Below are 26,387 nucleotides of genomic sequence, written 5' to 3' on the forward strand. Positions count from 1 at the left end.
GATTCCGACCTTTTCCAAGGTGTTTCGACCCATGCACCCCTACCGCACGCACACCTGCGGCCAGCTTCGCGAAGAGAACGCCGGTCAGATTGTCCGCCTGTCGGGCTGGATCAACCGCAAGCGCGACCATGGACAGCTCCTGTTCATCGATCTGCGCGACCATTACGGCCTGACGCAGTGCGTGGTCGACACCTCCAACCCGGCCTTCCAGGCGGCGGAGCGGCTGAAGCTGGAATCGGTCATCACCGTGACCGGCAAGGTCGTCAAGCGCACGGCGGAGACCATCAACGACCGTCTGCCGACCGGCCGCATCGAGGTGCAGATCGCCGAGCTGACGGTGCAGGGCGAGGCGGAGCAGATCCCGCTGCAGGTCAACCAGGACACCGACGCCGGCGAGGACGTGCGCCTGCGCTACCGCTTCCTGGACCTGCGCCGCGAGCGCATCCACGAGAACATCCTGCTGCGCTCGCGCGTCATCGCGTCGGCGCGCCGCCGCATGATCGACCAGGGCTTCACCGAGTTCCAGACGCCGATCCTGACGGCCTCCTCGCCGGAGGGTGCCCGCGACTATCTGGTGCCGAGCCGCAACCATCCGGGCAAGTTCTATGCGCTGCCCCAGGCGCCGCAGCAGTTCAAGCAGCTGCTGATGGTCGCCGGCTTCGACCGCTACTTCCAGATCGCTCCCTGCTTCCGCGACGAGGACGCCCGCGCCGACCGTTCGCCCGGCGAGTTCTACCAGCTCGACTTCGAGATGTCCTTCGTCACCCAAGACGACGTCTTCGAGGCCATCGAGCCGGTGCTGCACGGCATCTTCGACGAGTTCGGCGGCTTCCGCCGCGAGACGCCGCCGGCCATCGACAAGCCGCCCTTCCGCCGCATCTCCTTCGCGGAATCGATGCTGAAGTACGGCAACGACAAGCCGGACCTGCGCAACCCGCTGGAGATCACCGACGTCACCGCCGTCTTCAAGCGCGACGACGTGGAATTCCGCGCCTTCAAGCAGACGCTGGAGAAGGGCGGCGTGGTCCGCGCCATCCGCGCCCCGAAGGTGTCCGACAAGCCGCGCAGCTTCTTCGACAAGCTGAACGACTGGGCGCGCGGTCTCGGCGCGCCGGGCCTCGGCTACATCATCTTCGAGGCGGCCGGCGGCAAGGGCCCGATCGCCAAGTTCGTGCCGGAGGCCGCCCAGGCGGAGCTGCGGGCGGCGGCGGGCGTGGAGGACGGCGACGCGGTCTTCTTCGTGTGCGACCAGCCCGGCCCGGCGGCCAAGCTGGCCGGCTTCGCCCGCACGAAGATCGGCGAGGAGCTGGACCTGATCGAGAAGAACGCCTTCCGCTTCTGCTGGATCGTCGACTTCCCGATGTACGAGCTGGACGAGGAGACCAACACGGTCATCTTCAGCCACAACCCCTTCTCCATGCCGCAGGGCGGCCTGGAGGCGCTGAACACGATGAACCCGCTGGACATCAAGGCGTACCAGTACGACATCGTCTGCAACGGCGTGGAGCTGTCGTCGGGCGCCATCCGGAACCATCTGCCGGAGCTGATGTACAGGGCGTTCGAGATCGCCGGCTACCCGCCGGAGGAGCTGGAAGCCCGCTTCGGCGGCATGCTGAGCGCCTTCAAGCTGGGCGCCCCTCCGCACGGCGGCTCGGCCCCGGGCATCGACCGCATCGTGATGCTGCTGGCCGACGAGCCGAACATCCGCGAGGTCATCGCCTTCCCGCTGAACCAGCGCGCGGAGGATCTGCTGATGCAGGCTCCCGCCCCGGTGGATCAGGCGCGCCTGCGCGAACTGCACCTGAAGCTGGACCTGCCGAAGCCGAAGGTCGCCGCCGAGACGCCGAAGGCCGCCACCTGACCATCCGGGCTCTTCCCTCCCTTCCCGCTTCGGCGGGGAGGGAAGGGCGGCCAATAAGAAAGCCCCCCGTCCGCGAGGCCGGGGGGCTTTCTTATTGGGAACGGAAAGGCGTCAGGCCGCGACGTTGCCGGCGGGAGCCGATCCGATCATGCGGTAATAGTTGGAGTCGACCAGAACGAAGCAGCTCAGCGTCTTGGCGTCGCCTTCGTCCTCCGTGCTGACCACGCGGGCATGCGGGATGCCGAACAGGGTCACGGTCTCCCGCACACGCCAGGACCGCCCGTTGGTCGCGCCAACGGTTTGGAACACCTGTCCCACCAAAACCTGCTTCTTGGCCATACGGAAACCCTCATCCTGCTGTCGGTGCGCGCCACAAATCCGCGAAGGCGTGAGCGCACCATGCACAGTTTAGGCCAGTTTCCCCAAAAGATGGCAAAATGAATTGTAACGAAATGCGCCATGGGTTGTGACCTTTGCGATCGTGCCTTTGCGTTCGGCGGTCAGCAGCCCGACCTCGGCAGCGCCTCCACCTTTTCCAGGATGGCGTTCACGGTGAAATCGCCGTAGTCGATCTGCATGGATTCGGCGACGCCGTTCTGCAGCAGGCGCAGGCTCATCTCATATTCCGGCTGGGCCGAATCGCTCTTCAACGGGAAGAAGGCCATGCGCACCGGCCACGCCGTCTTGCCCTTCAGCAGCGGGTCGGCGCCGTCCTCCTTGGTCTGGACCGCCGCGCCGATGACCGTGGACACCTCGGTCGCCCCTTCCGAATCGGCGCCGTCGAAGACGACCCGGTTGAAGAAGGTGTCGCCGGCGCCGGCGTGGTCGAGCACCGCAAGGGTGTGGGCCGTCGGGAACATGGTGTCGGGGGGCAGTTCCATGTCCTGGGGCTCCGGCTTGGAGAAGACGGCGGTGCCGGTGCCGTCCTTGGCCAGCCGGGCGTCGCCGCGCACCTCCTCGTCCTCCTCCCCGTTGATCAGCTTGCGGACGTTGAAGCGGTAGCGCTGGCCGTCCTTGGCCTCCCACGTCGTGTAATTGGTGGTCATCGCCATCTCGTCGCCCTCGGCGTAGACGAAGCGGAGCTGGAAGCGCTGCTCCGTCGTCCAGCCGTCGCAGGCGTCGGCCCATTCGAACAGCATGCGGCCCCGCACGTCGCTGACCTTGGAACTGTTGCGGGCGGACAGCAGCGACATCTTGTAGACGGCGCGGTGCGGCAGGATGTTCGCCGCGGCACCGGCCGCCGCTCCCACCGCCGCGCCCGCCGCGTTGGCGGGAGCCGCCTGGGCCGGGCCGGCGGCGGGAAGGGCGGTCAGGGACACCAGGAACGCGCCGATGGTCGCGCAAAGGGCGAGGCGGGCGGCGGAGCGGCGGTTCTGCAAAGCGACATCCACAGGTGATTGGCAGCGTCGGATGGATTATGGGTGTTTCGGTGTCGGAGCGGAAGGCCCGACCCCCCGAATAAACGGAAGGCTGAGGACGGATTCATGCGCAGCGACTCTCCCGCATCACGGCCCGTACTCCTGGTGACCCGGCGCCTGCCCGACGCGGTGGAGACCCGCGCCGCGCGCGATTTCGACGCCCGGCTGAACCCGCAGGACCGCGCGCTGTCCGGCGCGGACATCGCGGCCCTGGCGGGGGAAGCCGGCGCCCAGGGCATCCTGTGCACCGCCGGGGACCGGCTGGACGCCGCGGCCATCGCGGCCCTGCCAGAGGCTGTGCGGATCGTCGCCACCTTCTCGGTCGGCACCGATCACATCGACCTGAACGCGGCAAAGGCCCGCGGCCTGATCGTCACCAACACCCCGGACGTGCTGACCGACGCGACCGCCGACATCGCGCTGCTGCTGATGCTCGGCGCGGCGCGGCGCGCGTCGGAAGGGGAGCGGATGATCCGCGCCGGCGCCTGGACCGGCTGGACGCCGACCCAGCTTCTCGGCACCCACCTGGGCGGGAAGCGGCTGGGCATCATCGGCATGGGCCGAATCGGGCAGGCGGTGGCGCAGCGGGCGCGCGCCTTCGGCATGACCATCCACTACTCCAACCGGCGCCGCCTGCCCGCGGAGCAGGAGGCCGGCGCCGTCCACCACGCCGATCCCGAAGCGATGCTGGCGATCTGCGACGTGCTGTCTCTGCATTTCCCGGCGACTCCGGAAACCACCCATTGGCTGAACGCGGAGCGGATCGGGCGCTTGCCGCCGGGGGCCATCGTGGTCAACACCGCCCGCGGCTCGGTCGTCGACGACGAGGCGCTGATCGCCGCGCTGGCCTCCGGACGGTTGGCCGCCGCGGGGCTGGACGTGTTCGAGAACGAGCCGAACCTGCACGCCGGCTACCGCGCGCTGGAGAACGCCTTCCTGTTGCCGCATCTGGGCAGCGCCACGGTGGAAACCCGCAACGCCATGGGCTTCAAGGCGCTGGACAATCTGGACGCCTTCTTCGCCGGGGCGGCGCCGCCGGACCGCGTGGCGTGATGGTAGCGCGAGCGGGGCTGTCCGATCCCGGACAGGCCGTTTGTTCGAAAGCCGTTCGAAATAGAAAATAAATCAAAAGTAGATAAAATTTTCCGTAATCGGCCGTTCCCTCGGCAAATCCTGCCTGGGGGCGGCCTCGCCCGGCAGAAGTTGCCGGGACGAAAGGCCTAGGCTTCTGGAAATCCTCATGTGGCACGGCGATTGCTGTGAATTCGGCGCAGCCAGTGCCGATCATGCGGAGAAAGCCCATGAGCGCCGTCGTGACCACCCAGGACCCGGAAGCCATTGCCGCCGAGCTTCACGACGGACGGCCTTTCGATCGCGGGACCCACGACCGCCTGCTGCGGATGCCCCCTTTGCGCGGCTCCCGCCTCGCCCATCCGGCGGTGTCCGTGACCGTGGAGGCTTCGGTTCTGGAAAACCAACTTGCCGAGGCCCGTGCCACCATCGCCGAACAGCGCGAACGGATCGCCTACCTGGAAAGCCTGTCCATGACGGACGAACTGACCGGTCTGCTGAACCGCCGCGGCTTCTTCAGCCATTTCCGGCGCGAGATCGCCGCCGCGCGGCGGCAGAGGGCCAAAGGAAACGGCAAGGGCGGTGGGGTGCTGGTCATCATCGATCTGGACGGCTTCAAGCGGATCAACGACACCCACGGCCACATGGCCGGCGACGCCTATTTGCGGCAGGTCGCCCGGCTGCTCGTCGGTGCGGTTCGTGAGGAGGACGTGGTGGCCCGCCTGGGCGGGGACGAGTTCGCTCTGCTGCTGACGAACACCGACGCAGCCTGCGGCTCCGCCCGCGCCCGGCAGATCGCCACGGCGGCCTGTCGGCGCGGCGTCCAGTGGAACAACGCCGACCTGCCGATCCGCTTTTCCTTCGGGGTGCAGTCCTATGGTGCCGACGATCGGGAGGAGGAGGTGATCCGGCTCGCCGACTCCCACATGTACAGCAACAAGGCCGGGCGCCGCTCGCGCTCGCCGGGACGCAAGGCCGGACAGCCCGGCGCACGTTCCGCGACGAACCGCCGGGCCACCGCCTGAGCCGGGCCGGGCCGCGCGGAACCCGGATCGGTCAGCCTGTCGCACCCCCCAAGCCGCGCTTGACCGGACGCTGATCCCGCCGCAGCATCTGCACCTTTCCGTCGCAAAGGTGGCTGCTCTGAACACGTCTTCGGATCGCCCGAGTCCCCCGTCGCCCCCATCCCCGGCTGAGCAGTCATCCACCGCCGCCGCGATACAGCCGCACGGCGCCTTGGTGGCGCTGCGCGGCGATGGCGCGACGATCCTGGCCTGCAGCGCCAACACGGCGGATTTCCTCGGCCTTGCTCCGGAACGGTTGTTGGGCCGCAGCGTCGACGTGCTGGAACTGCCCGAGCTTGCGGCGTTGCTGGCGGAGTTGCGCGCCTTGCCGCCGGACCTGCGGGCGCTGGGGTTGCATGCGGCCGTGACGCCGCCGGGGGAGGAACCGCTTCCGGCGTTCCTTCACGAGCATGGCGGACGGGTGATCCTGGAGGTGGAGCGCCCACCCGCCGGGCCGGAGAGCCGCGCCGCCACGGCGCCGCCGTCCGGTCCGATGCCGGGGATCGCCGCCCTCCGCGACGCCGCGGGGTTGGAAGCCATCGCGGCACATACCGCCCACACCATTCGCCGTCTCACCGGCCTGGACCGGGTGATCGTGTGCCGCTTCGACGCCTTCGGCAATGGAGAGGTGGTGGCGAAGGACCAGGCGCCGGATTGGAACCACGCCGCCCCGGACCTCCATCCCGGCTCCGCCCTGCCGGCGGCCGCCTTCGACGGCGCCCCGGACGGGAGTCCACGGGTGCGTGTGATGCCCGACCATGCGGCGGAGCCGGTTCCCCTGCTGCACGCCGACACCACGGTGCCGCCGCCCGATCTGGCCCACGCGCAGTTGCGCAGCCCGGCGCCGGCCTGGCTTGATTTTCTGCGGCGGATGGGGGCGGGGGCGGCCCTGACCGTGCCGGTCGCCCATGCCGGCAAGCCGTGGGGGGTGATCTCCGGCCATCACCGGCGTCCTCAGGGGGTGCCTCTGGCCACCCGGATGCTGGCCGCCATGGCCGCCGACGCGCTCAGCCTGATGTTGGACACCGCCGAACGCGCCGTGGAACGCGAGCGCCGCGTCGCGCAGGCCGCGAGGCAGGCCGAGGTGAACCGGGCCAAGTCGGACTTCCTGACCGGGATGAGCCATGAGCTTCGCACCCCGCTGAACGCCGTCATCGGCTACGCCGACTTCCTGCTGCATCCGGGAACCGGCCCGCTGACCGACCGCCAGCGCGATTGCATCGGCAACATCCGCGCCTCCGGCGCGCACCTCCTGGAACTCATCAACGACGTCCTGGACCTGTCTAAGATCGAGGCGGGGCACGTCGCGTTGCACGAGGACGATGTGGATGTCGCGGTCGTGGTGGGCGAGGTCTACGCCCTTCAGGAGCTGTCTTTGACGTCGGCGGGGCTGGCCTTCGACGCCTCGTTTCCTCGGCCGCTGCCGCGCCTGCGTGCGGACCGGCGGTCGCTGCGGCAGATCCTGCTGAACCTGCTGTCCAACGCCGTCAAGTTCACCCCGGCGGGCGGTCGCGTCGCTATCGACGTGACGCGCGCGGAGGATCTGACCGGAACCGGACTGCGCATCGCCGTGATCGACACCGGAATCGGCATCCCGGAGGAGCACCGCCACACCGTGCTGGAACCCTTCCGTCAGGTGCCGGGCGAACGCATCCGCAACGGCGCCGGAACCGGTTTGGGCCTGTCCATCGTGCGCTCCCTGGTGGAGGCCCATGGCGGGCGGCTGGCCCTGTCCAGCGCGCCGGGGCAGGGCACGCGCATCGACCTGCACTTCCCGCCGGAGCGGGTGATCGCATGACGGAACCCGTGGAATCCTCGGGACTTCGCGGGAAGCGGCCGGCCGCGAGCGGCATCGCTAACGACAATTTAACCGTCGCGGCGGGACAGTGAACGGGCTATACCGATCTCTCCGGGTGTGGTCGCTGCAAGCAGGAGCGCGGGTGGCACGATGCTCGCGGAACCGAACAGCCCCAAGAAGGCGCCGATGGACGACCGAACCGTGAAGCGTGTCCTGATCGTCGAGGACAACGAGCTGAACATGAAGCTCTTCCACGATCTGCTGGAAGCGCACGGCTACGCGACGCTTCAGACCCGCAGCGGGATGGATGCCCTGGCCATGGCGCGGGAGCACCGTCCGGATCTGATCCTCATGGACATCCAGTTGCCGGAGGTGTCAGGGTTGGAGGTCACGCGCTGGATCAAGGACGATCCGGCACTCAAGTCCATTCCGATCATCGCGGTGACAGCCTTCGCGATGAAGGGGGACGAGGAGAAGATCCGGGAAGGCGGCTGCGAGGACTACATCGCCAAGCCGATCTCGGTCACCAGGTTCCTGGAAGCCGTTCAGAAGTTCCTCCGCTAACCTGTTACGGGATCGGTCGCACGTTCCATGTCCGCTCGCGTCCTCGTCGTCGACGATGTCCTTCCGAACGTGAAGCTGCTCGCGGCGAAGCTGACGCGCGAGTATTTCAACGTCATCACCGCCAGCAATGGCCCCGAGGCGCTGGAGATGGTCCGTCGGGAGTCGCCGGACATCGTTCTGCTCGACGTCATGATGCCCGGCATGGACGGGTTCGAGGTGTGCGAAAAGATCCGCTCCGATCCTGCGACCATGCACATCCCGGTGGTGATGGTCACCGCCCTGTCCGATGGCGCCGACCGCGTGCGCGGGCTGGAGGCGGGAGCCGACGATTTCCTGACCAAGCCGGTCAACGACGTCGCGCTGTTCGCGCGGGTGCGGTCGCTCGTCCGCCTGAAGATGATGATGGACGAATGGAGGCTGCGCGAGACGACCTCCGGCCAGCTGGGGGTTCTCGAGCCGACGGGCACGTTGAACAGCGAGTCCTTCGAGGGCGCCCGAGTCCTGGTGCTGGAGGACTCGCGTCTCGATCTGGACAGGGTCACCGAGACGCTGAAGCGCGACCACGCCCATGTCATGGCCGCCGACGCCTGCGCCGTGGCGCTGGAGCGCGCGCTGGCCGACGATCTGGATCTTGTGGTCATCAGCCTGACCCTGATGAACGAGGATGGCCTGCGCCTGTGCTCCCAGCTCCGCTCGCACGAGCGGACCCGGCAGGTGCCGATCCTGCTGATGGTGGAGGAGGGCGACCTGAACCGCGTTGCCAAGGGGCTGGAACTCGGCGCGAACGACTACATCAGCAAGCCCATCGACCGGAACGAGTTGCTGGCCCGCGCCCGCATCCAGATCCGGCGCAAGCGCTATCAGGAACGTCTGCGCGCGAACTACGAGCAGAGCCTGTCCATGGCGCTGACCGACAGCCTGACGGGCGTCTTCAACCGCCGTTACATCAACGCTCATTTGCCGCGGCTGCTGGAGCGGGCGATCGACAACCACAAGCCGGTGGCGATCCTGCTGTTCGACATCGACCATTTCAAGGTCGTCAACGACAGCTATGGCCACACCGTGGGCGACGAGGTACTGAAGGAGGTGTCCAGCCGCGCCAGCCGCAACCTGCGCACCTTCGATCTGGTGGCGCGGCTGGGCGGCGAGGAGTTCGTGGTCATCCTGCCCGACACCGATGCCGAAGCGGCGCTGACGGTGGCGGAGCGGCTGCGCGGCCTCATTGCCGACACGCTGTTCAAGGTGTCCGCCGATGTGGGCGAGATCCCGGTTACGGTGTCCATTGGCGTGACGGTGGGCGGCCGGCTGGGCGATACCGCCGAGGGGTTGATCCGTCGTGCCGACGAGGCGCTGTACGAGGCCAAGCGCGCCGGGCGCAACCGCACCATCGCCGACCCTCCCGCCAAAGCGCTGCTGTCCCCCTGACGAAACCGAGGCAGCTGACGAGGCGAGGCAGTGTCCAGACAAGCAAAAGGCCGCCAGAAGGCGGCCTTTCTGATTCCGGCAGTCCGGGAAACCTTACTTGATCTTGGCTTCCTTGAACTCGACGTGCTTGCGCGCCACCGGGTCGTACTTGCGGAACGACAGCTTCTCGGTGGTCTTCTTCGGGTTCTTCTTCTTCACGTAGAAGAACCCGGTATCAGCCGTGCTCACCAGCTTGATGAGGACGGTGTTCTGCTTCGCCATGATCTCAATCCCGACTAAAAATCCGTGACCCGCCAGCCCGGCGGGGCGGCGTCGTAGCGGGGGAAGATACCCGCTACAGCCGCGATGTCAAGCCTTTGTAAAGTGGCCGGAAGGGCCGATCGGAGTCCTTTTTTTCCCGCAATCCGGGGCGGAAAACGACTCAGCGCTCCGCCACCGTGTTGGTGGAGGACAGGGCGACCGCGCGCTGGTAGAGCGCCGGTTCGGCGAGAAGGCGCAGCGCCACCTTCAGGTCCAGTTCCGGTTCGTGCTCCTTCCACGGGCAGGCTTCGCGCAGGCGGGCCAACGCCTCCTCGTCGTCGGCGGCGCGGGCGCGCCAGCCGGCGAACTGGGTCATCGGGCGCGCCCGGCCGTCGCGCAGGTCGGACAGCAGGGTGACGGGGTCGTCCTGCCCGTTGCGGCTGGTGCAGACCGTCGGCTGCACGCCCTGGCGGTGCAGGGTGTAGCCGGCGGGTGTGTAGATGCGGCTCCAGGTCAGGAACAGCTCGCCGTCGTTGGGCAGGCGGGTGACCGTCTGGACGCTGCCCTTGCCGTAGGAGGAGGCGCCCACCACCACCGCGCGGCCCGAGTCCTGGAGCGCCGCCGCCACCACCTCGGCGGAGGAGGCGGAGCGCCCGTCCACCAGAACGACCAGCGGCATCCCTTCGGCGATGTCGTCGGGACTGGCCTCGAAGCGCTGGCGGCTGTCGGGGTGGCGGCCTTCGGTGGTGATGATCTTTCCCTGGGCGATGAACAGGTCCGCCACGGCGACCGCCTGGTCGAGCAGGCCGCCGGGGTTGCCGCGCAGGTCGAGCACGAAACCGCGCAGGCCCTTGCCCATGCTCTGCCGCGTGGAGAGAACGGCGTCGCGCAGGTTGGAGGCGGTGGCGGCGTTGAAGCGGTCCACCTTCAGCACGCCGACCTGCTCGGACACGCTGGCGTTCACGGTGTTGGGAACCACGCGCTCCCGCCGGATGGGGGCGCGGCGGGGCGGTGTGTTGTCGCGCGCCACGGTCAGCAGAACCATCGTTCCGGTCGGCCCGCGCAAACGGTCGCGCATGTCCGCCTCGCTCAGACGCGCGGTCAGGTCGCCGTCGATCGCCAGAAGCTGGTCGCCGCTGCGGAAGCCGGCGCGGTCCGCCGGGCTGCGCGGCAGCACGTTGCGGATCAGGGTGCGCCCGTTCGCCGTTTCCAGCGACAGCCCGATCCCGCCATAACCCTCGCGCTGGGCGCGTTCGCTGGTGGCGCGCTGGGTGCCGGTGTAGCGGGAGTAGCCGTCGAGATCCGTCATCACGGAATCGAGCACCACCTGATAAACGCGCTCCGGCACCGCCTGATAGAGGGTGGGGGAATAGAGGCGGGCGCGCTCCACCGCCTTGGTGGTCAGGGCGGCCCAACCGGCGGCGTCGGATAGCGACGGGGCGGCGTACTCCGCGATCAGGCTCCCGGAGACGTACAGGCGTACGGTGTTGCCCTGGCGCTCGGCGCGGGCGGTGGGATCGATGGTCGCGAGTCCCTTCAGCCCGTCCAGGCCAAGCCGACCGAAATCGACCTGTTGAAGATAGACTTCAGCGATCTTGCCGTAGGCGACGGCGAACACCTGCTCGCTGATGAAGGCGGGTTCGGCCGCGGCGGCGGCCGGACGGGGAAGCGTTCCGCCGAGGCTTCCGAGGCCAACGGCGAACATGGCAGCCGCGAGCGGGATCGACAGACGCCCGCGCGGTGAAAAACCTCGTTTCCGTATGCCCATGGCGCGCCGTACGCGGCCTCCTTTCCCACAGGCGGACCCGGACGGTCGCCCGCCGGATTCGAACGGATAAGGAATAGCACTTCAGAAATGAGGGCTGGCGGGACAAAAGTCGGGGGCAAGACTCTTTGTTGCGGAATGTCCACCACTGTGACTCAGCGGCCACGCTTCCGTTGCTTCTGGGTTGCGCGGCCTGCGAAACGGGCGCTCCGCGGGGGGCGGTCCGGGTGGCCGGATTGCAACGGATGATCGGTGCCACCAGCCGAATCCCCGCCGACATCTCCTTCGGCGCGGGGCAGGACGAACAGGGTGCTGCCGGTCAGCGGATCGGCCTCCATCAGCACCACATTCACCGCGGCGCCCAGCCGATAGCGGCGGCCGGTGCGCTGGCCGACCAGGGCGTGGGCACGCTCGTCATGCTCGTACTGGTCGTCGGGCAGGGTGCTGGCGGGGATCAGCCCGTCGGCCCCGTTCTCGTCGAGCCGGATGAACAGGCCGAAGCGGGTGACCCCGGAGATCCGGCCGGTGAACAGGGCGCCCACGCGGTCGGCCAGGAAGGCGGCGGTGAAGCGGTCGATGGCGTCGCGCTCGGCCGTGGCGGCGCGGCGTTCGGTCATCGAGATGTGCTCGCCGATGTCGGCCAGACCGGCCATGGCCGCGTCGTCCAGCCCGCCCGGTCCCAGCCCGTGCGCGCGGATCAGCGCCCGATGGACGATCAGGTCGGCGTAGCGGCGGATCGGCGAGGTGAAATGGGCGTAGCGGTCGAGCGACAGGCCGAAATGGCCGATGTTCTCCGGGCTGTACTCCGCCTGCGATTGGCTGCGCAGGATCACTTCGCTGACCAGCTGCGAGTCCGCCGTCCCGGCGGCGCGGTCGAGGATCGCGGTGAAATGGGCCGGGGTCAGCCGCGGCGCGCGCGGCAGCGTGTAGCCGATGCCGGTCAGGAACTCCCGCAGCGTCTCCTGCTTGTCGAGCGACGGCTGGTCGTGGACGCGGAACAGACCGGCCATGCCCGCCCGTTCCAGGCTGTCCGCCGCCGCGACGTTGGCGCAGATCATGAACTCCTCGATCAGCCGATGGCTGTCGAGGCGCTCGCGCACCGCGATCTCCGCCACCCGTCCTCGCTCGTCCAGCCGCACCCGCCGTTCCGGCAGATCCAACTCCAGCGTGCCGCGGCGCAACCGGGCAGACCACAGGCAAGCGTAGGCGCCGTAGAGCGGGGCGATGACCGTCTCCAAAAGCGGCGCCGTGGCCTCGTCCGGGGCGCCGTCGCGGGCCGCCTGCACCTGCTCGTAGGTCAGCCGCGCGGCGGAGCGCATCAGGCCGCGCACGAAACGGTGCCGCAGGAGCGCGCCATGACGGTCGATCCACAGATGCGCCGCGACGCAGGCGCGGTCCTCGTGGGGGCGCAGCGAGCAGAGGTCGTTCGACAGCGCCTCCGGCAGCATCGGCACGACGCGGTCGGGGAAATAGACGGAATTGCCGCGCTCGTAGGCCGCCCGGTCCAACGCCGAATTGGGGCGCACGTAAAAGGCCACGTCGGCGATGGCGACCAGCAGGTGCCAGCCGCCCTGGTTCGCCGGATCGGAGTCCGGCTCCGCCCACACCGCGTCGTCGAAATCGCGGGCGTCGGCGCCGTCGATGGTCACCAGCGGGAGGTCGCGCAGGTCCGTCCGTCCGGTCAGGGAGGGAACGGCGGCGTGCGATGCCTCGCGCTGGGCGGCGGGCGGGAACTCGGTGGGCAGCCCGTGGGTGTGGATGGCGATCAGGCTGACGGCGCGCGGCTCGGCCGTGTGGCCCAGCCGCTCCGCGACGCGGGCCTGCGGCAGCCCCATCCGCGATGCCGGCAGCAGGTCGGCCAGCACCAGCTCACCGGACTCGGCGTCGTTGCGGTTGGCCGGCAGGACCAGCAGTTCGGTCTTGTTGCGCTTGTCCGTCGGGACGATGCGTCCGCCGTCCGCCGCGGGGTAATAGACGCCGAGAACGCGCCCCACCGTACCGTCCAGCCGCCGGATGGTGCGCGCCTCGTACAGCCGGTCGTTGATGCGGCTCAGCTTCGCCAACACACGGTCGCCCGCCCCCAGCGTGGGGTGTCCCTTCTTATCCGGCATCATGAAGATGCGTGGGGGGGTGCCCTCACCCGTCCAGGTGATCGGGCGGGCGGTGACCTCGCCGTCCGCATCGACGCCGATCACGTCCAGAACCGCGACCTCCGGCAGGGACCGCGGCGGAGCAACGCGCTTGTTGCGCCCACGTTCCACGGCGCCGTCGGCTTCCAGGTCCTTGAGAAGCTCCTTCAGTCTTTCGCGGTCGTCGCTGCCCGACAGCTTGAAGGCGCGCGCGATCTCGCGTTTGCCCACCGGCGTCGTGCTGGAGCGGATGAAGGAGAGGATCGTGTCCTTGTCGGGAAAGCTGCCGGAGCGGCGGGGCGTGTCGGTCAAGGGAGTTCGTGCCGTGGAGGGGGGACCGCTTAAGTAAGCCCTGGAGGCGGCGAATCCAACCGTGACGCCATGGTGCCACCGCGCGAAAGCTTCAAAGCCGTTCGTCGACACCTTTTAAAAGTGGGAATGCGCCGCTGAGAACAACGCCCGCCTGTTTCAGGCTCGGTGCAATGGCGAAGAGGAAAAGTGGTTGGGGGACTAGGACTCCCAACTACCGTCACCGGCGCGGTGCCGCACGATGAAGAATCAACAGGTTGCGCGTTTCGTCTTTACATATCGCATGGTCTTGTGCGGCAGGCAAGTGCTACAGCAGTATCCTTTCACGTGGCTCGAAACCGGCCGTCAGGGAAGCCTGTTCACTCGATCTTTCAGAGCGTTGAACCACCGCTGCGCGGGTGGCTAGGCCGTATTGGGAAAGTTCAGAGCTATAGAAGAATCTCCGCGATCATGATCATGGCGAGATAGTGGGCGGCGCGCTTCTCATACCGGGTGGCGATCCGGCGGAACTGTTTGAACCGATTGATCAAACGTTCGACGCGATTGCGTTCCCGATAGGCGTCGCGGTCGAAAGCCGGGTCGGACCGTTCATTGCTCTTGGTCCGAATCACCGGCATGATGCTTCGCCGTCGCAGGGCGGAGCTGATGCGGCCGCTGGTCAGGTCGGCGGAACCGGCAGGGGGCGCCCCCAAGACGGTCGTGCGGGGCGCGGTCGGCAACGACAACCCGCCGCCCGCCGAGCCGGGACCCCGGACCGCCGGTTCCCGAGTCGGCTACCGGCCCGATCGCATCCCCGGCTTTACGCGCGGCGCCGGTGGTCGTGACGCTGGCGATCGCGCCGGAGGAGATCGCGACCCTCGACAAGCCCACCTTCGCCAGCCGCTTCCAGGCCGCCCTCGCCGCGTACGGCGGCATCAAGGATGCTGGCCGCATAACTAAACGCACACCACAAGGCCCTCCGGGTGTGGAAGCGCGACACGCTCAACCGTGTTCTCGGCCACCTGCCGCGGAGCGGCAGCCCCGCATATCAACAGGATCTCGTCACCTCGGTGCAGAAGGGGCTGTCCAGCGGCTCCCTGATCCAGGTCGGTCGGGCCGCCCCGCCGCGACACCGCCGGAAGCCCCGCGTGCGCGCCGCGTACGCCGGGACGGCCAGACCGCCGCGCGCCGGGAATCTCCCCGGACTCCTCCCGACGGCGGGCTGGTCGGTTCTGGCGGGCGGATGCGGGACCGCTACCCTGTCAGGCGGTGGAGTGGACGTGGACAGAGAAATTGGTCCAGTGCCCCCCTTGCTGATAAGGAGGATACGGGACTGCGCTGTTTCACCCCTTGGACATGGGATCATAAGAGACGGAGCTTTTTCGGCATCATCCGCCTTCCCACGGGCACTTGAACCATCTCGTACGCCTCTCGTTTCGCCTCGGGACCGTAAGAGATGTGGATGGGCCTATTGCGGCCGTAGAAATATAGACGGTCGAACGGGATGTTCGCGGCAACCCACCGGGCGACCTCCAGCATGTCCTCGTCCCGAACGAGGAAGTCGACGGCCGCGCCCAGCCGAGGGCAGACCGGACAGCCGTTCGGCTTCGTCTCATGGGCGGCGTGCTGGTCTAGCTCGGGCGCGATCCGGCCCGGAATGAGTTTTGCCAGCTCAGGGGAGCAGAAGCCATAGGTGAGCTCGATGGCGCCGAACCAGTCGATGACTGGGTCGAGTACGTTCTCGGTCAGCGCCCGCAGGGCCTTCCAGCTTTCGGGATTCTTGGGCAGGTTCGGGAGACCTGTAGTAAGGGCCGTCTCGCCGCAGGCGATCAAATCCCTGTAGGTTAGGTTCGCCCCGCACGGGTCGTCGAGGGACGGCGGACGGTCGTCCTCCACCAGATCGTGCCCGACCACGACAAGCCCCGCCTTGGCGAGGAGCGCAGCCCACTCCTCCCCGCTAGGCCCGCGGGACGCCTCGTCGACCTTGACCAGAGTCCCTACCTTAGCGTCGAAAGCGGCCTGCTCCGCGTACCCCGACGTCTCCTCGTTCATGAAGCGGGACTTGAGGTAGAGGATGGGAGGCTCGAAACTGGTCTCGGGTCCGTAAGAGAAAACGCGGACGTCCTGTGTGCGCAGGTTGACCTTCACCCGCTCAACGACCTCCGGCAGCGGCAGCGAGAAATCGTCACATCGGATCATTGTGACCTTGCCTGAGCCGAGATGAATCTTGACCAGATCTGCCATCTCCACGTCCCCATACAGCACCGCGGCGCAGCCTACGTAGACACGCAGGACCGCAGGTAGGCGCTCGATCAGCGATGCGTCGACCTGCAGCGACCTTCCCTCGGCCAGCCATCCCAGGCCTTGCTCGGCCGCCCTGGCGGCCGCCTCGGCGAGAGCCTCCGGAGCGGCCGCTGAGGCCAAAAGCCTTTCGGCCTCCGAAAGGGCGGATACATAGTCGCCGAAGAAGGCCCTTACGTCCCGCCGCAGGGAAAGGTCGAGCTCTTTGTACTGCTTCCTACGCCTGAACCTTTGAAGGGCCAGGTACACAAGCGTGTCCTCCGCACGTTGGGCGCGCGCGGCCTCCAGACGCGCGCGGTCCAACCGGTCCCATGCGGCCCTGAAGGCCCGGGCCATCGACCTGAACGCGGCCTCAACGTCGGGCAGCGGGCCAAGTTCCTCAAGGCCGGGTTCCCTTCCATGCTCCTCCCAAACGGCCTTCAGGGTGGCGAAGCCGTCAGGGCAAAGCTCCCAAGGCTGGGGGGGCGGCGGTTTCGGCAGCTTCGGTTCTCTGGGGGCTTTCGGCTCCTTCGGCGGCTTCGGCTCCCTGACCGAACGGACCCGCAGCGGTCTTGGTTCTGCCGGAGGCCTCAGTCGTAGCCTGCTGCGGGAGCGCCCTAGGTGGAACCTTTGCTCGGCCCCCGTGTCGCTGAAGGCCAAGAACACTCCCGGGGCAAGAGCGACTGAGGGGACGCCGAGCGTCCTCTCCACATAAGCCCGGAGTTCCGCCTGGGAATAGTATTTCTGGAACGTCCCCCAGCGGGTCAGTATCCCATCGGCGTACGGCTTGCCTTGGATCGCATCACCGTGGGTCAGCATCGCGGATACGCAGACGGCGACGTCGGCGAGTCCAAAAGCCCTAATGAGGACTTCCCGCCGCTCTGCGGGGTCCTCGATTACGTTGATGACGAAACCGATGTTGACGATGTCGGCCCTGGCCACCAGATTGTCTGGGGCGTAGTGCGGGTCCCATCCGGAGGCGGCGACCCCCATGGCCCTGAGCGACGCCACGTCGTCGCCCTTGCCGCAGCCATAGTCGAACAGCGTCGCTCCGCCGTCGAGCAGCCCCGTGCGGAGCATCGCGGACATTGGGGCCGAAAGACCGTGGCGAGAAAGGGCGGTCAAGTGCCTCCGAACCTGCGCCCCATCCGGCCCCCAGTCCCCGTCCCCCTCCTCGTCGTTGCCAATGGGGACCAGATCGTGGCCAACGATCCTGTACCCCGCCTCCCTCAGCAGCCTCGACCACTGCGACCGGAAGCCGATCCTTACGGGGTCATCGAAGAGGCCCAGAGACTCAAGGGCGGCTGTCAGCGCGGCGTACCGACCGGCCTCGGGATGCCCGTCCGGCAGGAGGAGTTCCTTGCGGTGGAGGACTGGTGGATTGAGGGAGTCTGAATAGTCCCGGAACGAGACCCGGTTGGTGGACGGTTCCACCCTCCAACTCCGTCGGAGGCTCGGACACGCCTCCTCGAAGAAGCCTGGGTACTCCAGCAGGGCGACCCCGTCCCCGAGACGCTCGATACGCACGACATTGAAGTCCGTCGCGCCGGACAGCGCCGCGGCTGCCCGCACCCTCGCGGCGTCCTCCGGCATGGCGTCTCTGAGCGCCGAAACGTGGAGGTAGAGCCTCGCGCCGACCGCCTTGCCGACCACCTTGCCGCCCAACGCCCTTCCTCCCGTCCCTGTCAGAGCATCAGCCTGATACCTTCCGCGACTGCCTTCCAGTCCGGAGACAGGGTCATATGGCACCAGGACAGCCTCAGGGCGCCGGCCACGCGCTCGGGGGAAAGCCCCATCGCCTTCAGGACATGGCTGGACTCGTAGCTGTTCGAGGTGCATGCGGAACCGTTGGACACCGCGATGACGTCCTTTAGGGCAAGCATGAGCGCCTCCGACCGCAACCCAGGCAGCGAGACGTTGAGCGTGTGGGGCAGGGTGTGTTCAGGATCGCCGTTGACCTCCGGCGCAAAGGGGGAAAGAGCCTCAAGCGCTTCGACACGCAGCCGCTCGCATGCCTTCCGCCGCCTGTCACGATCGCGGACGGCGATCTCCGCAGCCTTGCCCAAGGCGACGATGAGTGGCGCGGCGAGTGTGCCAGGGCGAAGCCCCAGCTCCTGCCCGCCGCCGACCAGGACCGGGGCCATAGGCGGACGGCGCCCCTTCCGCCGTTTCATCACCAAGGCGCCAACGCCCTTCGGGGCGTACATCTTGTGCCCGCTGACGGAGACTAGATCGATCCCTGGGTGGCGGAGCTGCTCGAATTCCTTGCCGAATCCTTGGGCGGCATCGCAATGCAGGAAGCAGTCCCTTCCCGCTAGCCCCTCAGCGATCTCGGCGACCGATTGAACAACGCCTGTCTCGTTGTTCACGTGCATGACGGACACCAGCAGCGTGTCCGGGCTCGCGGCGGCAAGCACGTCCTCCACCTGTACCCTGCCGCCCCCCCGGGGCGCTACAGTGACTACCTCGAAGCCCTCGGCCGCGAGCGCGGCGCACGGCTCCAGCACGCTCTTATGCTCGATTGCGGTCGTGACGATGCGCCTGAGCCCCTTCGCCCTGCCATGCTTGGCGAGCCCAAAGATGGCTATATTGTTGCTTTCGGTCGCGCCTGAGGTAAAGACGACGTCCTCCGGGTTGGCGCCGACGACGGCGGCCACCTTCTGCCTCGCGTCGTTCACCTCCACCTTGGCCTTTGCGCCGAACGCATGCGTGCGGCTGCCGGGATTGCCGTATTCGATGTCGAACATTCTGAGCATCTCATCGCGGACTTCGGGGTCCAGGGGGGTGGTGGCATTGCAGTCGAGATACGTGGGTCCGTGCATGGCGTCCAAGGCAAAGTTTGTTTCGGAATTGACAAACAGGAGGGACCTCTATAGCACACTCGACGTACCCAATCACCTCCTGACAGGACGAACGGCACATCATGACCGGCGGGTTCGAGTACGCCTTCCCAGCGATACGCGGAGTCCAAGCACACCGGGAGTTCTACGTCTCAATGTGCCCGCTCAGGCTTCTGCCCAAGGTGTTCCTCTTCAACGAGGACGAGATGGTGCCGGAGCTCCGCGCGCAGCGCCAGCTCAACAAGGCCCGGCTCCCGGAGATCGCCCGCTACATCCTGACGAATCCCGATGATTACGTGTTCTCGGCGATAACCGCGTCCGTAGACGCCGACGTGTCGTTCGAGCCGATTAGCTCCGAAGGCCCGGAAAGCAGGGTGGGTGTCCTGCGCATCCCCATGAGCGCCCGCTTCGTCATCAACGACGGCCAGCACCGCCGGGCAGCCATCGACATGGCGTTGCGCGAGAACCCCGCCCTTGGGGACGAGAGCATCGCTGTCGTGTTCTTCCTGGACGTCGGTCTGGAACGCTGCCAGCAGATGTTTGCCGACCTAAACAGGCACGCGCTCCGCCCGTCCAAGTCGCTGGGCGTCCTCTATGACCACAGGGACGACAAGGCCAAGCTGGCCAAGCTGGTCGTGGCACGCTCGCCCGTATTCCGCGACGTGGTCGAGATGGAACGTTCGACTTTGTCCGCGCGTTCGCGACGCCTCTTCACCCTATCGGCGATCTACACCGCGACCGCCGCCCTTCTGTCCAACGTGGACGTCGAGGGCGCGGAGAAGCGGGCCGAGGTTGCCGCGGCGTACTGGGAGGAGGTGGCCAGGCACATGAGGGAATGGGAGCTCGTCAGGAAGGGCAGGATCACTGCCGGCGAGGTCCGTGAGGACTACATCCATTCCCATGGCGTAGTCCTCCAGGCCCTGGGCCGCGTCGGCAACAGCCTCCTGCACCACCATGCGCGGGACTGGAAGGGCAAGCTGAGCGGCCTCGGCTCGATCGACTGGCGCAGGTCGAACGCCGCCTGTTGGGAAGGTCGCGCGCTGATCGGCGGCAAGGTCTCGAAGTCCCTTGCAAATGTGCTGCTGACGACGGCGGCGATCAAGCAAAGCCTGTCTCTGTCCCTCTCCCCCGAGGAGCAGAGGCTTGAGGACGCTTTCAGGAGGAGCGAACATGTCGGGTGAAGGTCGCCGTTCGGCATTTTCGGAGCTTGGCTTCAGGAAGACCGTGGCTCTGCTGCTGGAGGAGATCTCCGAGCTCTACTGGAGCGACGGGATCCCTTGGGTGGTGGGCTACAGCGGGGGCAAGGATTCCACGGCCACGCTCCAGCTGGTGTGGATGGCGTTGGCGGCCATGCCGGAGGACAGGCGGACCAAGCAGGTCCATGTCATCAGCACGGACACTCTGGTCGAGAACCCGGTAGTCGCCGGTTGGGTGAACGCCTCGCTGGGGCTCATGGCCGCCGCCGCGGAGCGCTCCGGCCTGCCGATCTCGGTCCACAGGCTTACCCCCGACCTCACGAACTCGTTCTGGGTCAACCTCATCGGACGCGGATACCCCGCGCCGCGACCGAAGTTTAGGTGGTGCACCGAGCGCCTGAAGATCTATCCGTCCAATCGCTTCATCAGCGAGATGGTCCGAGAGAACGGCGAAGCCATCGTAGTGCTGGGGACCCGCAAGGCGGAGAGCCAGGCACGCGCCAAGGTGATGGCCAGGGCCGAGGCCCGCCGCGTAAGGGGACGGCTCAGCCCCAACGAATCGCTCCCGAGCGCCTACATCTACAGCCCGGTGGAGGAGTGGACCAATGACGACATCTGGATGTTCCTCACCCAAACCGTGAACCCTTGGGATGTGAGCAATGATGAGCTCATGAACCTCTACCAGGGTGCCTCCCCCGACGGCGAATGCCCCCTGGTGATCGACTCCTCTACTCCGAGCTGCGGCGACAGCCGTTTCGGTTGTTGGGTCTGCACGATGGTCGAGCAGGATAAGTCGATGCAGGCCATGATCGTGAACGACTCCCAGAAGGAGTGGATGCGCCCGCTGCTGGAACTCCGGAACGAGCTCGACGAAGACGACCGGGAGCTGCGCGACTTCCGGCGGATGAACGGCCAGCTCACCCTCTACCGGCGCGCCGGCCAGGACGCCCTCATCCATGGGCCGTACACCCAGCAGGCGCGCGAAATGTGGCTCCGCAAGCTTCTCTGCGCCCAGAGGAAAGCCCGCGAGGCGGCGCCCGAGGATATGAAGGACGTGACCCTCGTCTCGCTTGAGGAGCTGGAGGAGATCCGCCGAATCTGGGTTACGGAGAAGCACGAGATTGAGGACAGCCTGCCGCGGATCTACGCGGAGGAATGCGGCGAGCCCTACCCTGGGGGACGGATCGACGACGCGATGGCGTTGAACGCCGCCGACGTCGCCGTGCTGGAGAGGGTCTGCGGCGACCGGATGCACTTCCAGCTCGTCCGCGAGCTCCTGTCCATCGAACGCAAGCACCGCACCATGGTGAAGCGCCCCGGGATTTATAGGGAGCTGGAGGAGGCTATCCGGCGGGGCGCCTTCGACGGCGAGGAGGACGCTTTGGCGTTCGCGGTGGCCCGCCGCGACGCGCTGAACGGCGAGACGCCGGCTGCCATCGACGCGCTTTTGGAATACTGACCGATGCTGTTCGACGAGATCACCCTCCACAATTTTGGCACCTACCTCGGCCGCCAGACAATTCCGCTGACGCCCGCGTCCGCCGAGCGCCCCATCGTGCTCTTTGGCGGTCTGAACGGAGCAGGCAAGACCACCCTGCTCGACGCACTCCAGCTTACCCTGTTCGGCCCGCACGCGCGCTGCTCCGGCCGTGGCGAGACGTCGTACGCCGACTACCTCTCGTCCTGCATCAGCCGGGGCGCTGACGTCCCCGAGGCGGCGGTCGAACTCGGCTTCCGGCACATGCGCGAAGGCCGGGAGCACCGGTTCCATGTCCGCCGATCATGGTCGAGGACCGGTAAGGGATGCAGCGAGCGCCTTGAGGTGATCGTCGACGACCGGATGGACCCGCTGCTGACCGACCACTGGGCTGAGCAGGTCGAGGAGTACATGCCGTCCAGACTGGCGCCCCTTTTCCTCTACGACGGCGAGAAGATCGAAGGGTACGCCGACCCAAAGCAATCGGCGCGGATGATTGCCACCGCGGTGAACAGCCTCCTAGGCCTCGACCTCGTTGAGCGCCTGGCCTCGGACCTCACCCTGCTGGAACGGAGGAAGAGGGCAGAATCCAAGGATGCAGGCGGCCGTGAAGCCCTTGCCGCCCTTGAGACGGAGGTGGAGGAGGCCGTCGCGCGCCGCCAGGCCGCCTACACTGAGGAGGCAGTCCTCAACTCGCGGCTCGCCCGTGTCCGCGACCTGATCGGCAGGGCCGAGAAGCGTTACCGCCAAGAAGGCGGAGCGCTGTACGACCGCCGAGCCGAGATCGAAGCAGAACTGTCCGCCGCCCGCGAACGCCACTCGGTCGCGGAGAGGGCGCTGCGCGACCTCGCCACCGGTCCCGCCCCGCTCCTCCTCGTCCGGGACCTCCTGGAGGAGGTGGCCGAACGGGACGGCGCCGAGGCCCGCGCCGCGCTCGACCGAGAAATGGCCGCAGCCTTGGGAGAACGGGACGCCGGGGTCCTCGAAGCCCTGGCGTCCTGGGGCGTTCTGGGGGACGTCTCGGCGAGGCTTGAATCCTTCCTGAAGGCCGACAGGGAAAGGCGGGCGTCCGCGGCCGGCGAACCCATGTTCCGCCTGGGGGGCGAAGCCAGGGGCATCCTCACGGAACTCCTTTCCAGAGATCTGCCCGCAGCCTCGGTCCAGCTTGCCGCCAACCTATCGGCCACAGCTGAAGCGGCAGCCAGGCTTGAGGAATGCCGAGCCGCTGTCGAAGCCGTGCCGTCAGCCGACGCGCTTGCCTCCTTGGTGGCCGACCGCGACCGGCTGTTGGCGGAAGCCGCCGAAGTCGAGACCGCACTGAGGCGGAAGGCCGCCGAGCGAGAGGCGATCGCGCGCGAGGTCGAAAGGAAGGAAAAGGAATTGGAGCGGCAACGCCGAGACCTCGCCGAGGACTTGGTCGCGGTGAGGGAGAACTCACGCGTGGTCGCGGCTTGCGTGCGCGTCCGCGAAACCTTGGAGGGCTTCGGCAAGGAGACCGTTCGCCGCCACGCCGAAAGGATCGGGGGGCTGGTCCTCGACAGCCTCCACCAACTCCTGCGCAAGGGGACGCTCGTCACGGACATCTCAATCGACCCCGAAACGTTCGCGCTCGCGTTGAAGGGCAAGGACGGGAAATCTCTCACCCCGGAGCGGCTTTCGGCCGGCGAACGCCAGCTGCTTTCCGTCGCAGTCCTCTGGGGGCTTGCCCGTGCGTCGTCACGGCCGCTGCCTACGGTCATCGACACACCGCTCGGACGTCTGGATTCGACTCACAGGAAGCTGCTACTCAATCGCTATTTCCCCAGGGCGAGCCATCAGGTAATTCTCCTCTCCACAGACGAGGAGATCTTCGGCAAGTATTACGAGACGCTGGAGCCGTGGGTCGGGCGCTCGTACGCCCTGGAGTACGACGACGCGCGGGCTGCAACCACTGTCCGTCCTGGCTATTTCGGGGGAGCAAGGTGATGGCCGTCGAGCACGTCAAATTGAGCCAGCATGCCCGCGAGCAGCTGATCCGGCTCAAGCGGCACACAGGGATGGAGCACTGGAACGTCCTGTGCCGTTGGGCCCTCTGCGTCTCTCTCGCCGAACCGACGGTCCCCCCGCCTGTGAAGATCGTGGCCGACAGCAACGTCGAGATGTCCTGGAAGGTCTTCGGTGGCCGTTATGCCGAACTCTACACCGCACTCGTGCGTGCGCGTTGCATCCGGGACGGGCTGGGCCACGACGACGAGACCATCGCTCAACAGTTCCGATTGCACCTGCACCGGGGGATCGGTTATCTCGCAACCGATCGCGGGATCCGAAGTATCGCCGACTTCACTGCCAAGGCGTCCGCCTGAGGACCTGTCAGGCGAGGTGGTGGACGAGGTCATACCGCTCCAGGATTGGCTCCAATGCGAGGTAGGCGTCCCCGGCGTTCAAGGCCAGCCTCGCGAACTCCGCGACCCGCTTGAGTTCCCCGGCCAGGAGCTGCCTCTCATGCGGCGAGCCCTCGGCCACCGATTCAGGGACTGTCACCACGAAGTCGAAGATGCGGGCCCGCTCCTTACCCGGCGCCCGTCGCAGGATGCGGCCGCGGCGTTGAATGAACTGCTTCGGGTTGCGGCTGCTCGCCAGGATGTAGGCTGTGCGGCAGTCGGGAACGTCGATGCCCTCGTCAAGACATCGGATGGCAACCATCGTGTCGATGAACCCTACCTTGAAGCCATCTAGGACGCCTTGGCGCTCCGCCCTCCCCTCACGGGAGGTGAAGTGGGAGTTCTTCCACCCCAACTCATGGATCGCCGCCGAAACGGCTGCGATCTGGCGCACCTGCTCCCCCGTGTCCTCGTCCTCGACGGAGCCGTCCCCACAATAGAAGAGCGTGAGCGGCTCCGGCTTTCGCCCCTCCAGTAGGCGGCGCAGGGCGGGGAGCTTATTCGAGGCCGCGCCAAGGAGCCTGGCCCGCTTGAAGAGCAGGATATCGAGCTGCGGATCGGACGACCGCTCCAGGTCCCCGCCGCCACGGGCCGCGATTCGCGAGATCTGCTCGCTGATCCTAGCATATTCCTCGGCCTCGGCGTCGGTCAGCTCAACGGGGATGACATGATACTCGTACGGGGTCAGGACGCCGTCCCGCAGAGCCTGCTCCAGCCCGTACTCGAAAACAATATCGCCATAGTAGCGCTTCAGCCTCTCCGTCGCGGCGGTGTCGGCATAGTGCTCGGGCGTTGCGGATAGGCCGAGACGCAGCGCAGCCTGCCTGGGCAGGCACACGGCCAGCCCCTCGGAACCGTGGTGATGGCACTCATCCCCGATGAACATCATCCGTTCGCCCGGGACCTGCGAGACGATCTGGCGAAACCCCTCGCTCTGTAGCGTGCGGTTGACAACTACCGCGCACACGAACGGCAAGGCCTTGGTCTGGAAAAGGGTGACGCAGCTCAACAGGGCGTCACGCCATTCGGCGGCTCCCCCGTAGCAACGGATGGCGTGGATATTGAATTCCCGGAGCGTCGCCACCCATTGGTCCGCGAGGTTCTGGTAGGGGACGGCGATGAGGAGGAACATCCTCTTCATCTTCTCGTACACCTTCATTGCCCCGTAGATGGACGTGACCGTCTTGCCCGCGCCGGTGGCCAGGGCGAGAATGCCGGAGAACTCGTTCGCCCGCCACGCCGACAGGGCCGCGCGCTGATGATCCATCAGTGTAAACTCGCGTCCGTTGAACACGGTCGGGACTCGGGGCTCAGAAATCCCTTCCTCCGGCGCCTCGGCCTCCCCACGCCTCTTGAGCCGTTCCCAAAGGCCCTGCTCCACTTCAGGGCTGGGAGGACGTACACCGGCTGCGATCCTGATCAGCCTCTCCTTGGCTGCCTCTGGGAAGTCGATGACGACTACGTTCTTGGACCTCCCCTCCCAAAGCCGCGCAAAGCCCTCGACATAAGGAGTGAAGTGTTCGAAAAACTCGGTCCGCCATGAGGGGAAGACGTTGATAGATTCGAAGTTGAAGTCGGGGAGCAGGGCCGCCGTCGTCTCGTTCGCTGAACCCTGGAATATGACGCTGTCCCCTGCCGCGTCGGTGATTATCCCAATCTTCTCGTGGTACATTCCCTTTTTCTTGAGCGCGACCTTGATGTCCAGGCGGCCGCTCGCGACCAGCCAGGACAGGGCCTCCAGCCTCCGGTAACAGAGCGCCTCGGAAATGCCGTCGATCGTCTCCAAAAACCTTTCACCCAGCTTTGCCGAGGCCTCCCTCAGCCCGTAGCCCTTGCTGATGGCGTCGGCGTCAGCCTCGTCCAGCTCTCCGCCGACTATGAGACGCATGCGCCCGCCGTTGCGGACAAGCGCCGTTACGCCCTCGGCGGCGAACGACAGCATGCTCGCCGAGAAGTACCCGACCGCGCGGTCGTAGGAGACCGCACAGCCGAGGGCCGGCAGGTAGAGGTCGGTAAGGATGTTGTCGTCCTCGCTCCGGTAGACGGCCTTGAGCGGGAGGTCTCGGAGCAGGGTCAAAACTCGACCTCCCTGGCAAGCCCGTCCACGCTGGCCTCGGACTCCAGGAAGCCATGGCGGCTGAGCGCCACAAGGATTGCCTCGTCACCGTCGAGGTCGTCCGGCTTCTCGCTCAGCCATCCGGCCAGCACCTCGAAGCCTCCGTTAGCGAACTCCTCGAACACGGCCAGCATCCTGTCCTCGGCGGTCTCGCGGAGCACCTCGACATCCTTTTCGCCAGCAAGTGCGATGAGGTAGATAATATCCATCGCCCTCCGTGCGCTGTCGGTGGCCCCCTCGAACTGGCGCGCGTCGATCTCGTGGGTCGCTCCCTGCAGGGGACGCCGCAGGCCGTTCTCGAACCCGAGCGCCGCCGCGAAGACCATCAGCTCGCGCATTGTCGGGAACACAGACTTGCCGGTGGACGGGTGCTGGGCCTCAGCCAAGCGGCGGACCATCTCCTCGTGGGCCGCGCTCCTCTTCACTCCCCTCATG

General features: G+C 67.0%; 20 protein-coding genes. 10 read left to right on the plus strand and 10 right to left on the minus strand.

Annotation, left to right across the window (positions count from 1 at the left end):
• Positions 1–31: 31 nt before the first annotated feature.
• Positions 32–1,861, plus strand: a complete 1,830-nt coding sequence (gene aspS, locus JJL56_RS01430; RefSeq protein ID WP_145623819.1) for an aspartate--tRNA ligase — start codon at positions 32–34, stop codon at positions 1,859–1,861.
• Between the two features lie 111 nt (positions 1,862–1,972).
• On the opposite strand, the gene JJL56_RS01435 is transcribed toward aspS, so the two are convergent.
• Complete coding sequence (locus tag JJL56_RS01435; RefSeq protein WP_247877053.1) at positions 1,973–2,170, minus strand: hypothetical protein; 198 nt, start codon at positions 2,168–2,170, stop codon at positions 1,973–1,975.
• Between the two features lie 191 nt (positions 2,171–2,361).
• Positions 2,362–3,240 (minus strand): cell envelope integrity EipB family protein, encoded by an 879-nt coding sequence (locus tag JJL56_RS01440; protein WP_211110835.1) that lies wholly within the window; start codon positions 3,238–3,240, stop codon positions 2,362–2,364.
• 105 nt (positions 3,241–3,345) lie between these two features.
• Here JJL56_RS01440 and JJL56_RS01445 point away from each other — a divergent pair, with 105 nt between their 5' ends.
• The 5 genes from JJL56_RS01445 (at position 3,346) to JJL56_RS01465 (ending at position 9,201) form a co-directional block, all read left to right on the plus strand.
• Complete coding sequence (locus JJL56_RS01445) at positions 3,346–4,332, plus strand: 2-hydroxyacid dehydrogenase (RefSeq protein WP_200483899.1); 987 nt, start codon at positions 3,346–3,348, stop codon at positions 4,330–4,332.
• A 248-nt stretch (positions 4,333–4,580) separates the two neighbouring features.
• On the plus strand, positions 4,581–5,375 hold the full coding sequence (locus JJL56_RS01450) for a GGDEF domain-containing protein (protein WP_200483900.1): 795 nt from the start codon (positions 4,581–4,583) through the stop codon (positions 5,373–5,375).
• Between the two features lie 109 nt (positions 5,376–5,484).
• Entirely contained in the window at positions 5,485–7,212 is a 1,728-nt protein-coding gene (locus tag JJL56_RS01455; RefSeq protein ID WP_345772528.1) for a sensor histidine kinase, read from the plus strand.
• A gap of 186 nt (positions 7,213–7,398) precedes the next feature.
• On the plus strand, positions 7,399–7,776 hold the full coding sequence (locus JJL56_RS01460; protein ID WP_200483901.1) for a response regulator: 378 nt from the start codon (positions 7,399–7,401) through the stop codon (positions 7,774–7,776).
• Between the two features lie 27 nt (positions 7,777–7,803).
• Positions 7,804–9,201 carry a PleD family two-component system response regulator gene (locus JJL56_RS01465; protein ID WP_145623813.1) on the plus strand — a complete coding sequence of 466 codons (1,398 nt, stop codon included), beginning with the start codon at positions 7,804–7,806 and terminating at the stop codon, positions 9,199–9,201.
• 93 nt (positions 9,202–9,294) lie between these two features.
• Here JJL56_RS01465 and rpmG read toward each other — a convergent pair whose 3' ends face one another.
• The 6 genes from rpmG to JJL56_RS01495 form a co-directional block, all read right to left on the minus strand.
• Positions 9,295–9,462 (minus strand): 50S ribosomal protein L33, encoded by a 168-nt coding sequence (gene rpmG, locus JJL56_RS01470; RefSeq protein ID WP_012974790.1) that lies wholly within the window; start codon positions 9,460–9,462, stop codon positions 9,295–9,297.
• 160 nt (positions 9,463–9,622) lie between these two features.
• Entirely contained in the window at positions 9,623–11,146 is a 1,524-nt protein-coding gene (locus JJL56_RS01475; RefSeq protein WP_145623812.1) for a S41 family peptidase, read from the minus strand.
• Positions 11,147–11,361: 215 nt separating this feature from the next.
• The gene (rnr, locus tag JJL56_RS01480) at positions 11,362–13,647 is read right to left on the minus strand and encodes a ribonuclease R (protein ID WP_200483902.1); all 2,286 of its coding nucleotides are present in this window, start codon (positions 13,645–13,647) and stop codon (positions 11,362–11,364) included.
• Positions 13,648–14,072: 425 nt separating this feature from the next.
• A complete protein-coding gene (locus JJL56_RS01485; protein WP_200483903.1) occupies positions 14,073–14,369 on the minus strand; it encodes a transposase in 297 nt (98 codons plus the stop codon).
• A 616-nt stretch (positions 14,370–14,985) separates the two neighbouring features.
• Positions 14,986–17,568, minus strand: coding sequence for a DNA phosphorothioation-associated putative methyltransferase (locus JJL56_RS01490; RefSeq protein ID WP_200483904.1), 2,583 nt, complete (start codon positions 17,566–17,568; stop codon positions 14,986–14,988).
• 20 nt (positions 17,569–17,588) lie between these two features.
• Positions 17,589–18,725 carry an aminotransferase class V-fold PLP-dependent enzyme gene (locus JJL56_RS01495; RefSeq protein ID WP_200483905.1) on the minus strand — a complete coding sequence of 379 codons (1,137 nt, stop codon included), beginning with the start codon at positions 18,723–18,725 and terminating at the stop codon, positions 17,589–17,591.
• A 101-nt stretch (positions 18,726–18,826) separates the two neighbouring features.
• Here JJL56_RS01495 and dndB point away from each other — a divergent pair, with 101 nt between their 5' ends.
• From dndB to dndE, 4 genes are read left to right on the plus strand one after another with little or no spacing between them, the layout of a single operon-like run.
• Positions 18,827–19,924 carry a DNA sulfur modification protein DndB gene (gene dndB / locus JJL56_RS01500; protein ID WP_200483906.1) on the plus strand — a complete coding sequence of 366 codons (1,098 nt, stop codon included), beginning with the start codon at positions 18,827–18,829 and terminating at the stop codon, positions 19,922–19,924.
• Positions 19,914–21,398, plus strand: coding sequence for a DNA phosphorothioation system sulfurtransferase DndC (gene dndC / locus JJL56_RS01505; protein WP_200483907.1), 1,485 nt, complete (start codon positions 19,914–19,916; stop codon positions 21,396–21,398). Before dndB ends, dndC begins: the two co-directional genes overlap by 11 nt.
• A 3-nt stretch (positions 21,399–21,401) precedes the next feature.
• Entirely contained in the window at positions 21,402–23,381 is a 1,980-nt protein-coding gene (dndD, locus tag JJL56_RS01510) for a DNA sulfur modification protein DndD (RefSeq protein ID WP_200483908.1), read from the plus strand.
• The gene (dndE, locus tag JJL56_RS01515) at positions 23,381–23,758 is read left to right on the plus strand and encodes a DNA sulfur modification protein DndE (protein ID WP_200483909.1); all 378 of its coding nucleotides are present in this window, start codon (positions 23,381–23,383) and stop codon (positions 23,756–23,758) included. The genes dndD and dndE overlap by 1 nt, the downstream gene beginning before the upstream one ends.
• A gap of 7 nt (positions 23,759–23,765) precedes the next feature.
• On the opposite strand, the gene JJL56_RS01520 is transcribed toward dndE, so the two are convergent.
• Positions 23,766–25,913, minus strand: coding sequence for a DEAD/DEAH box helicase family protein (locus JJL56_RS01520; protein ID WP_200483910.1), 2,148 nt, complete (start codon positions 25,911–25,913; stop codon positions 23,766–23,768).
• Positions 25,910–26,386 (minus strand): hypothetical protein, encoded by a 477-nt coding sequence (locus JJL56_RS01525; protein ID WP_200483911.1) that lies wholly within the window; start codon positions 26,384–26,386, stop codon positions 25,910–25,912. The genes JJL56_RS01520 and JJL56_RS01525 overlap by 4 nt, the downstream gene beginning before the upstream one ends.
• Between the last annotated feature and the right edge of the window lies 1 nt (position 26,387).

The organism is Azospirillum aestuarii, assembly GCF_016632405.1.
Lineage (GTDB): Bacteria > Pseudomonadota > Alphaproteobacteria > Azospirillales > Azospirillaceae > Azospirillum > Azospirillum aestuarii.

Bases quoted from the DNA above. Each gene is read 5' to 3' on its own strand.
- aspS (WP_145623819.1), top strand. From the start codon at position 32: ATGCACCCCTACCGCACGCACACCTGCGGCCAGCTTCGCGAAGAGAAC.
- JJL56_RS01445 (WP_200483899.1), top strand. From the start codon at position 3,346: ATGCGCAGCGACTCTCCCGCATCACGGCCCGTACTCCTGGTGACCCGG.
- JJL56_RS01450 (WP_200483900.1), top strand. From the start codon at position 4,581: ATGAGCGCCGTCGTGACCACCCAGGACCCGGAAGCCATTGCCGCCGAG.
- JJL56_RS01460 (WP_200483901.1), top strand. From the start codon at position 7,399: ATGGACGACCGAACCGTGAAGCGTGTCCTGATCGTCGAGGACAACGAG.
- JJL56_RS01465 (WP_145623813.1), top strand. From the start codon at position 7,804: ATGTCCGCTCGCGTCCTCGTCGTCGACGATGTCCTTCCGAACGTGAAG.
- rpmG (WP_012974790.1), bottom strand. From the start codon at position 9,462: ATGGCGAAGCAGAACACCGTCCTCATCAAGCTGGTGAGCACGGCTGAT.
- JJL56_RS01475 (WP_145623812.1), bottom strand. From the start codon at position 11,146: ATGTTCGCCGTTGGCCTCGGAAGCCTCGGCGGAACGCTTCCCCGTCCG.
- JJL56_RS01495 (WP_200483905.1), bottom strand. From the start codon at position 18,725: ATGCACGGACCCACGTATCTCGACTGCAATGCCACCACCCCCCTGGAC.
- dndB (WP_200483906.1), top strand. From the start codon at position 18,827: ATGACCGGCGGGTTCGAGTACGCCTTCCCAGCGATACGCGGAGTCCAA.
- dndC (WP_200483907.1), top strand. From the start codon at position 19,914: ATGTCGGGTGAAGGTCGCCGTTCGGCATTTTCGGAGCTTGGCTTCAGG.
- dndD (WP_200483908.1), top strand. From the start codon at position 21,402: ATGCTGTTCGACGAGATCACCCTCCACAATTTTGGCACCTACCTCGGC.
- dndE (WP_200483909.1), top strand. From the start codon at position 23,381: ATGGCCGTCGAGCACGTCAAATTGAGCCAGCATGCCCGCGAGCAGCTG.
- JJL56_RS01525 (WP_200483911.1), bottom strand. From the start codon at position 26,386: ATGAGGGGAGTGAAGAGGAGCGCGGCCCACGAGGAGATGGTCCGCCGC.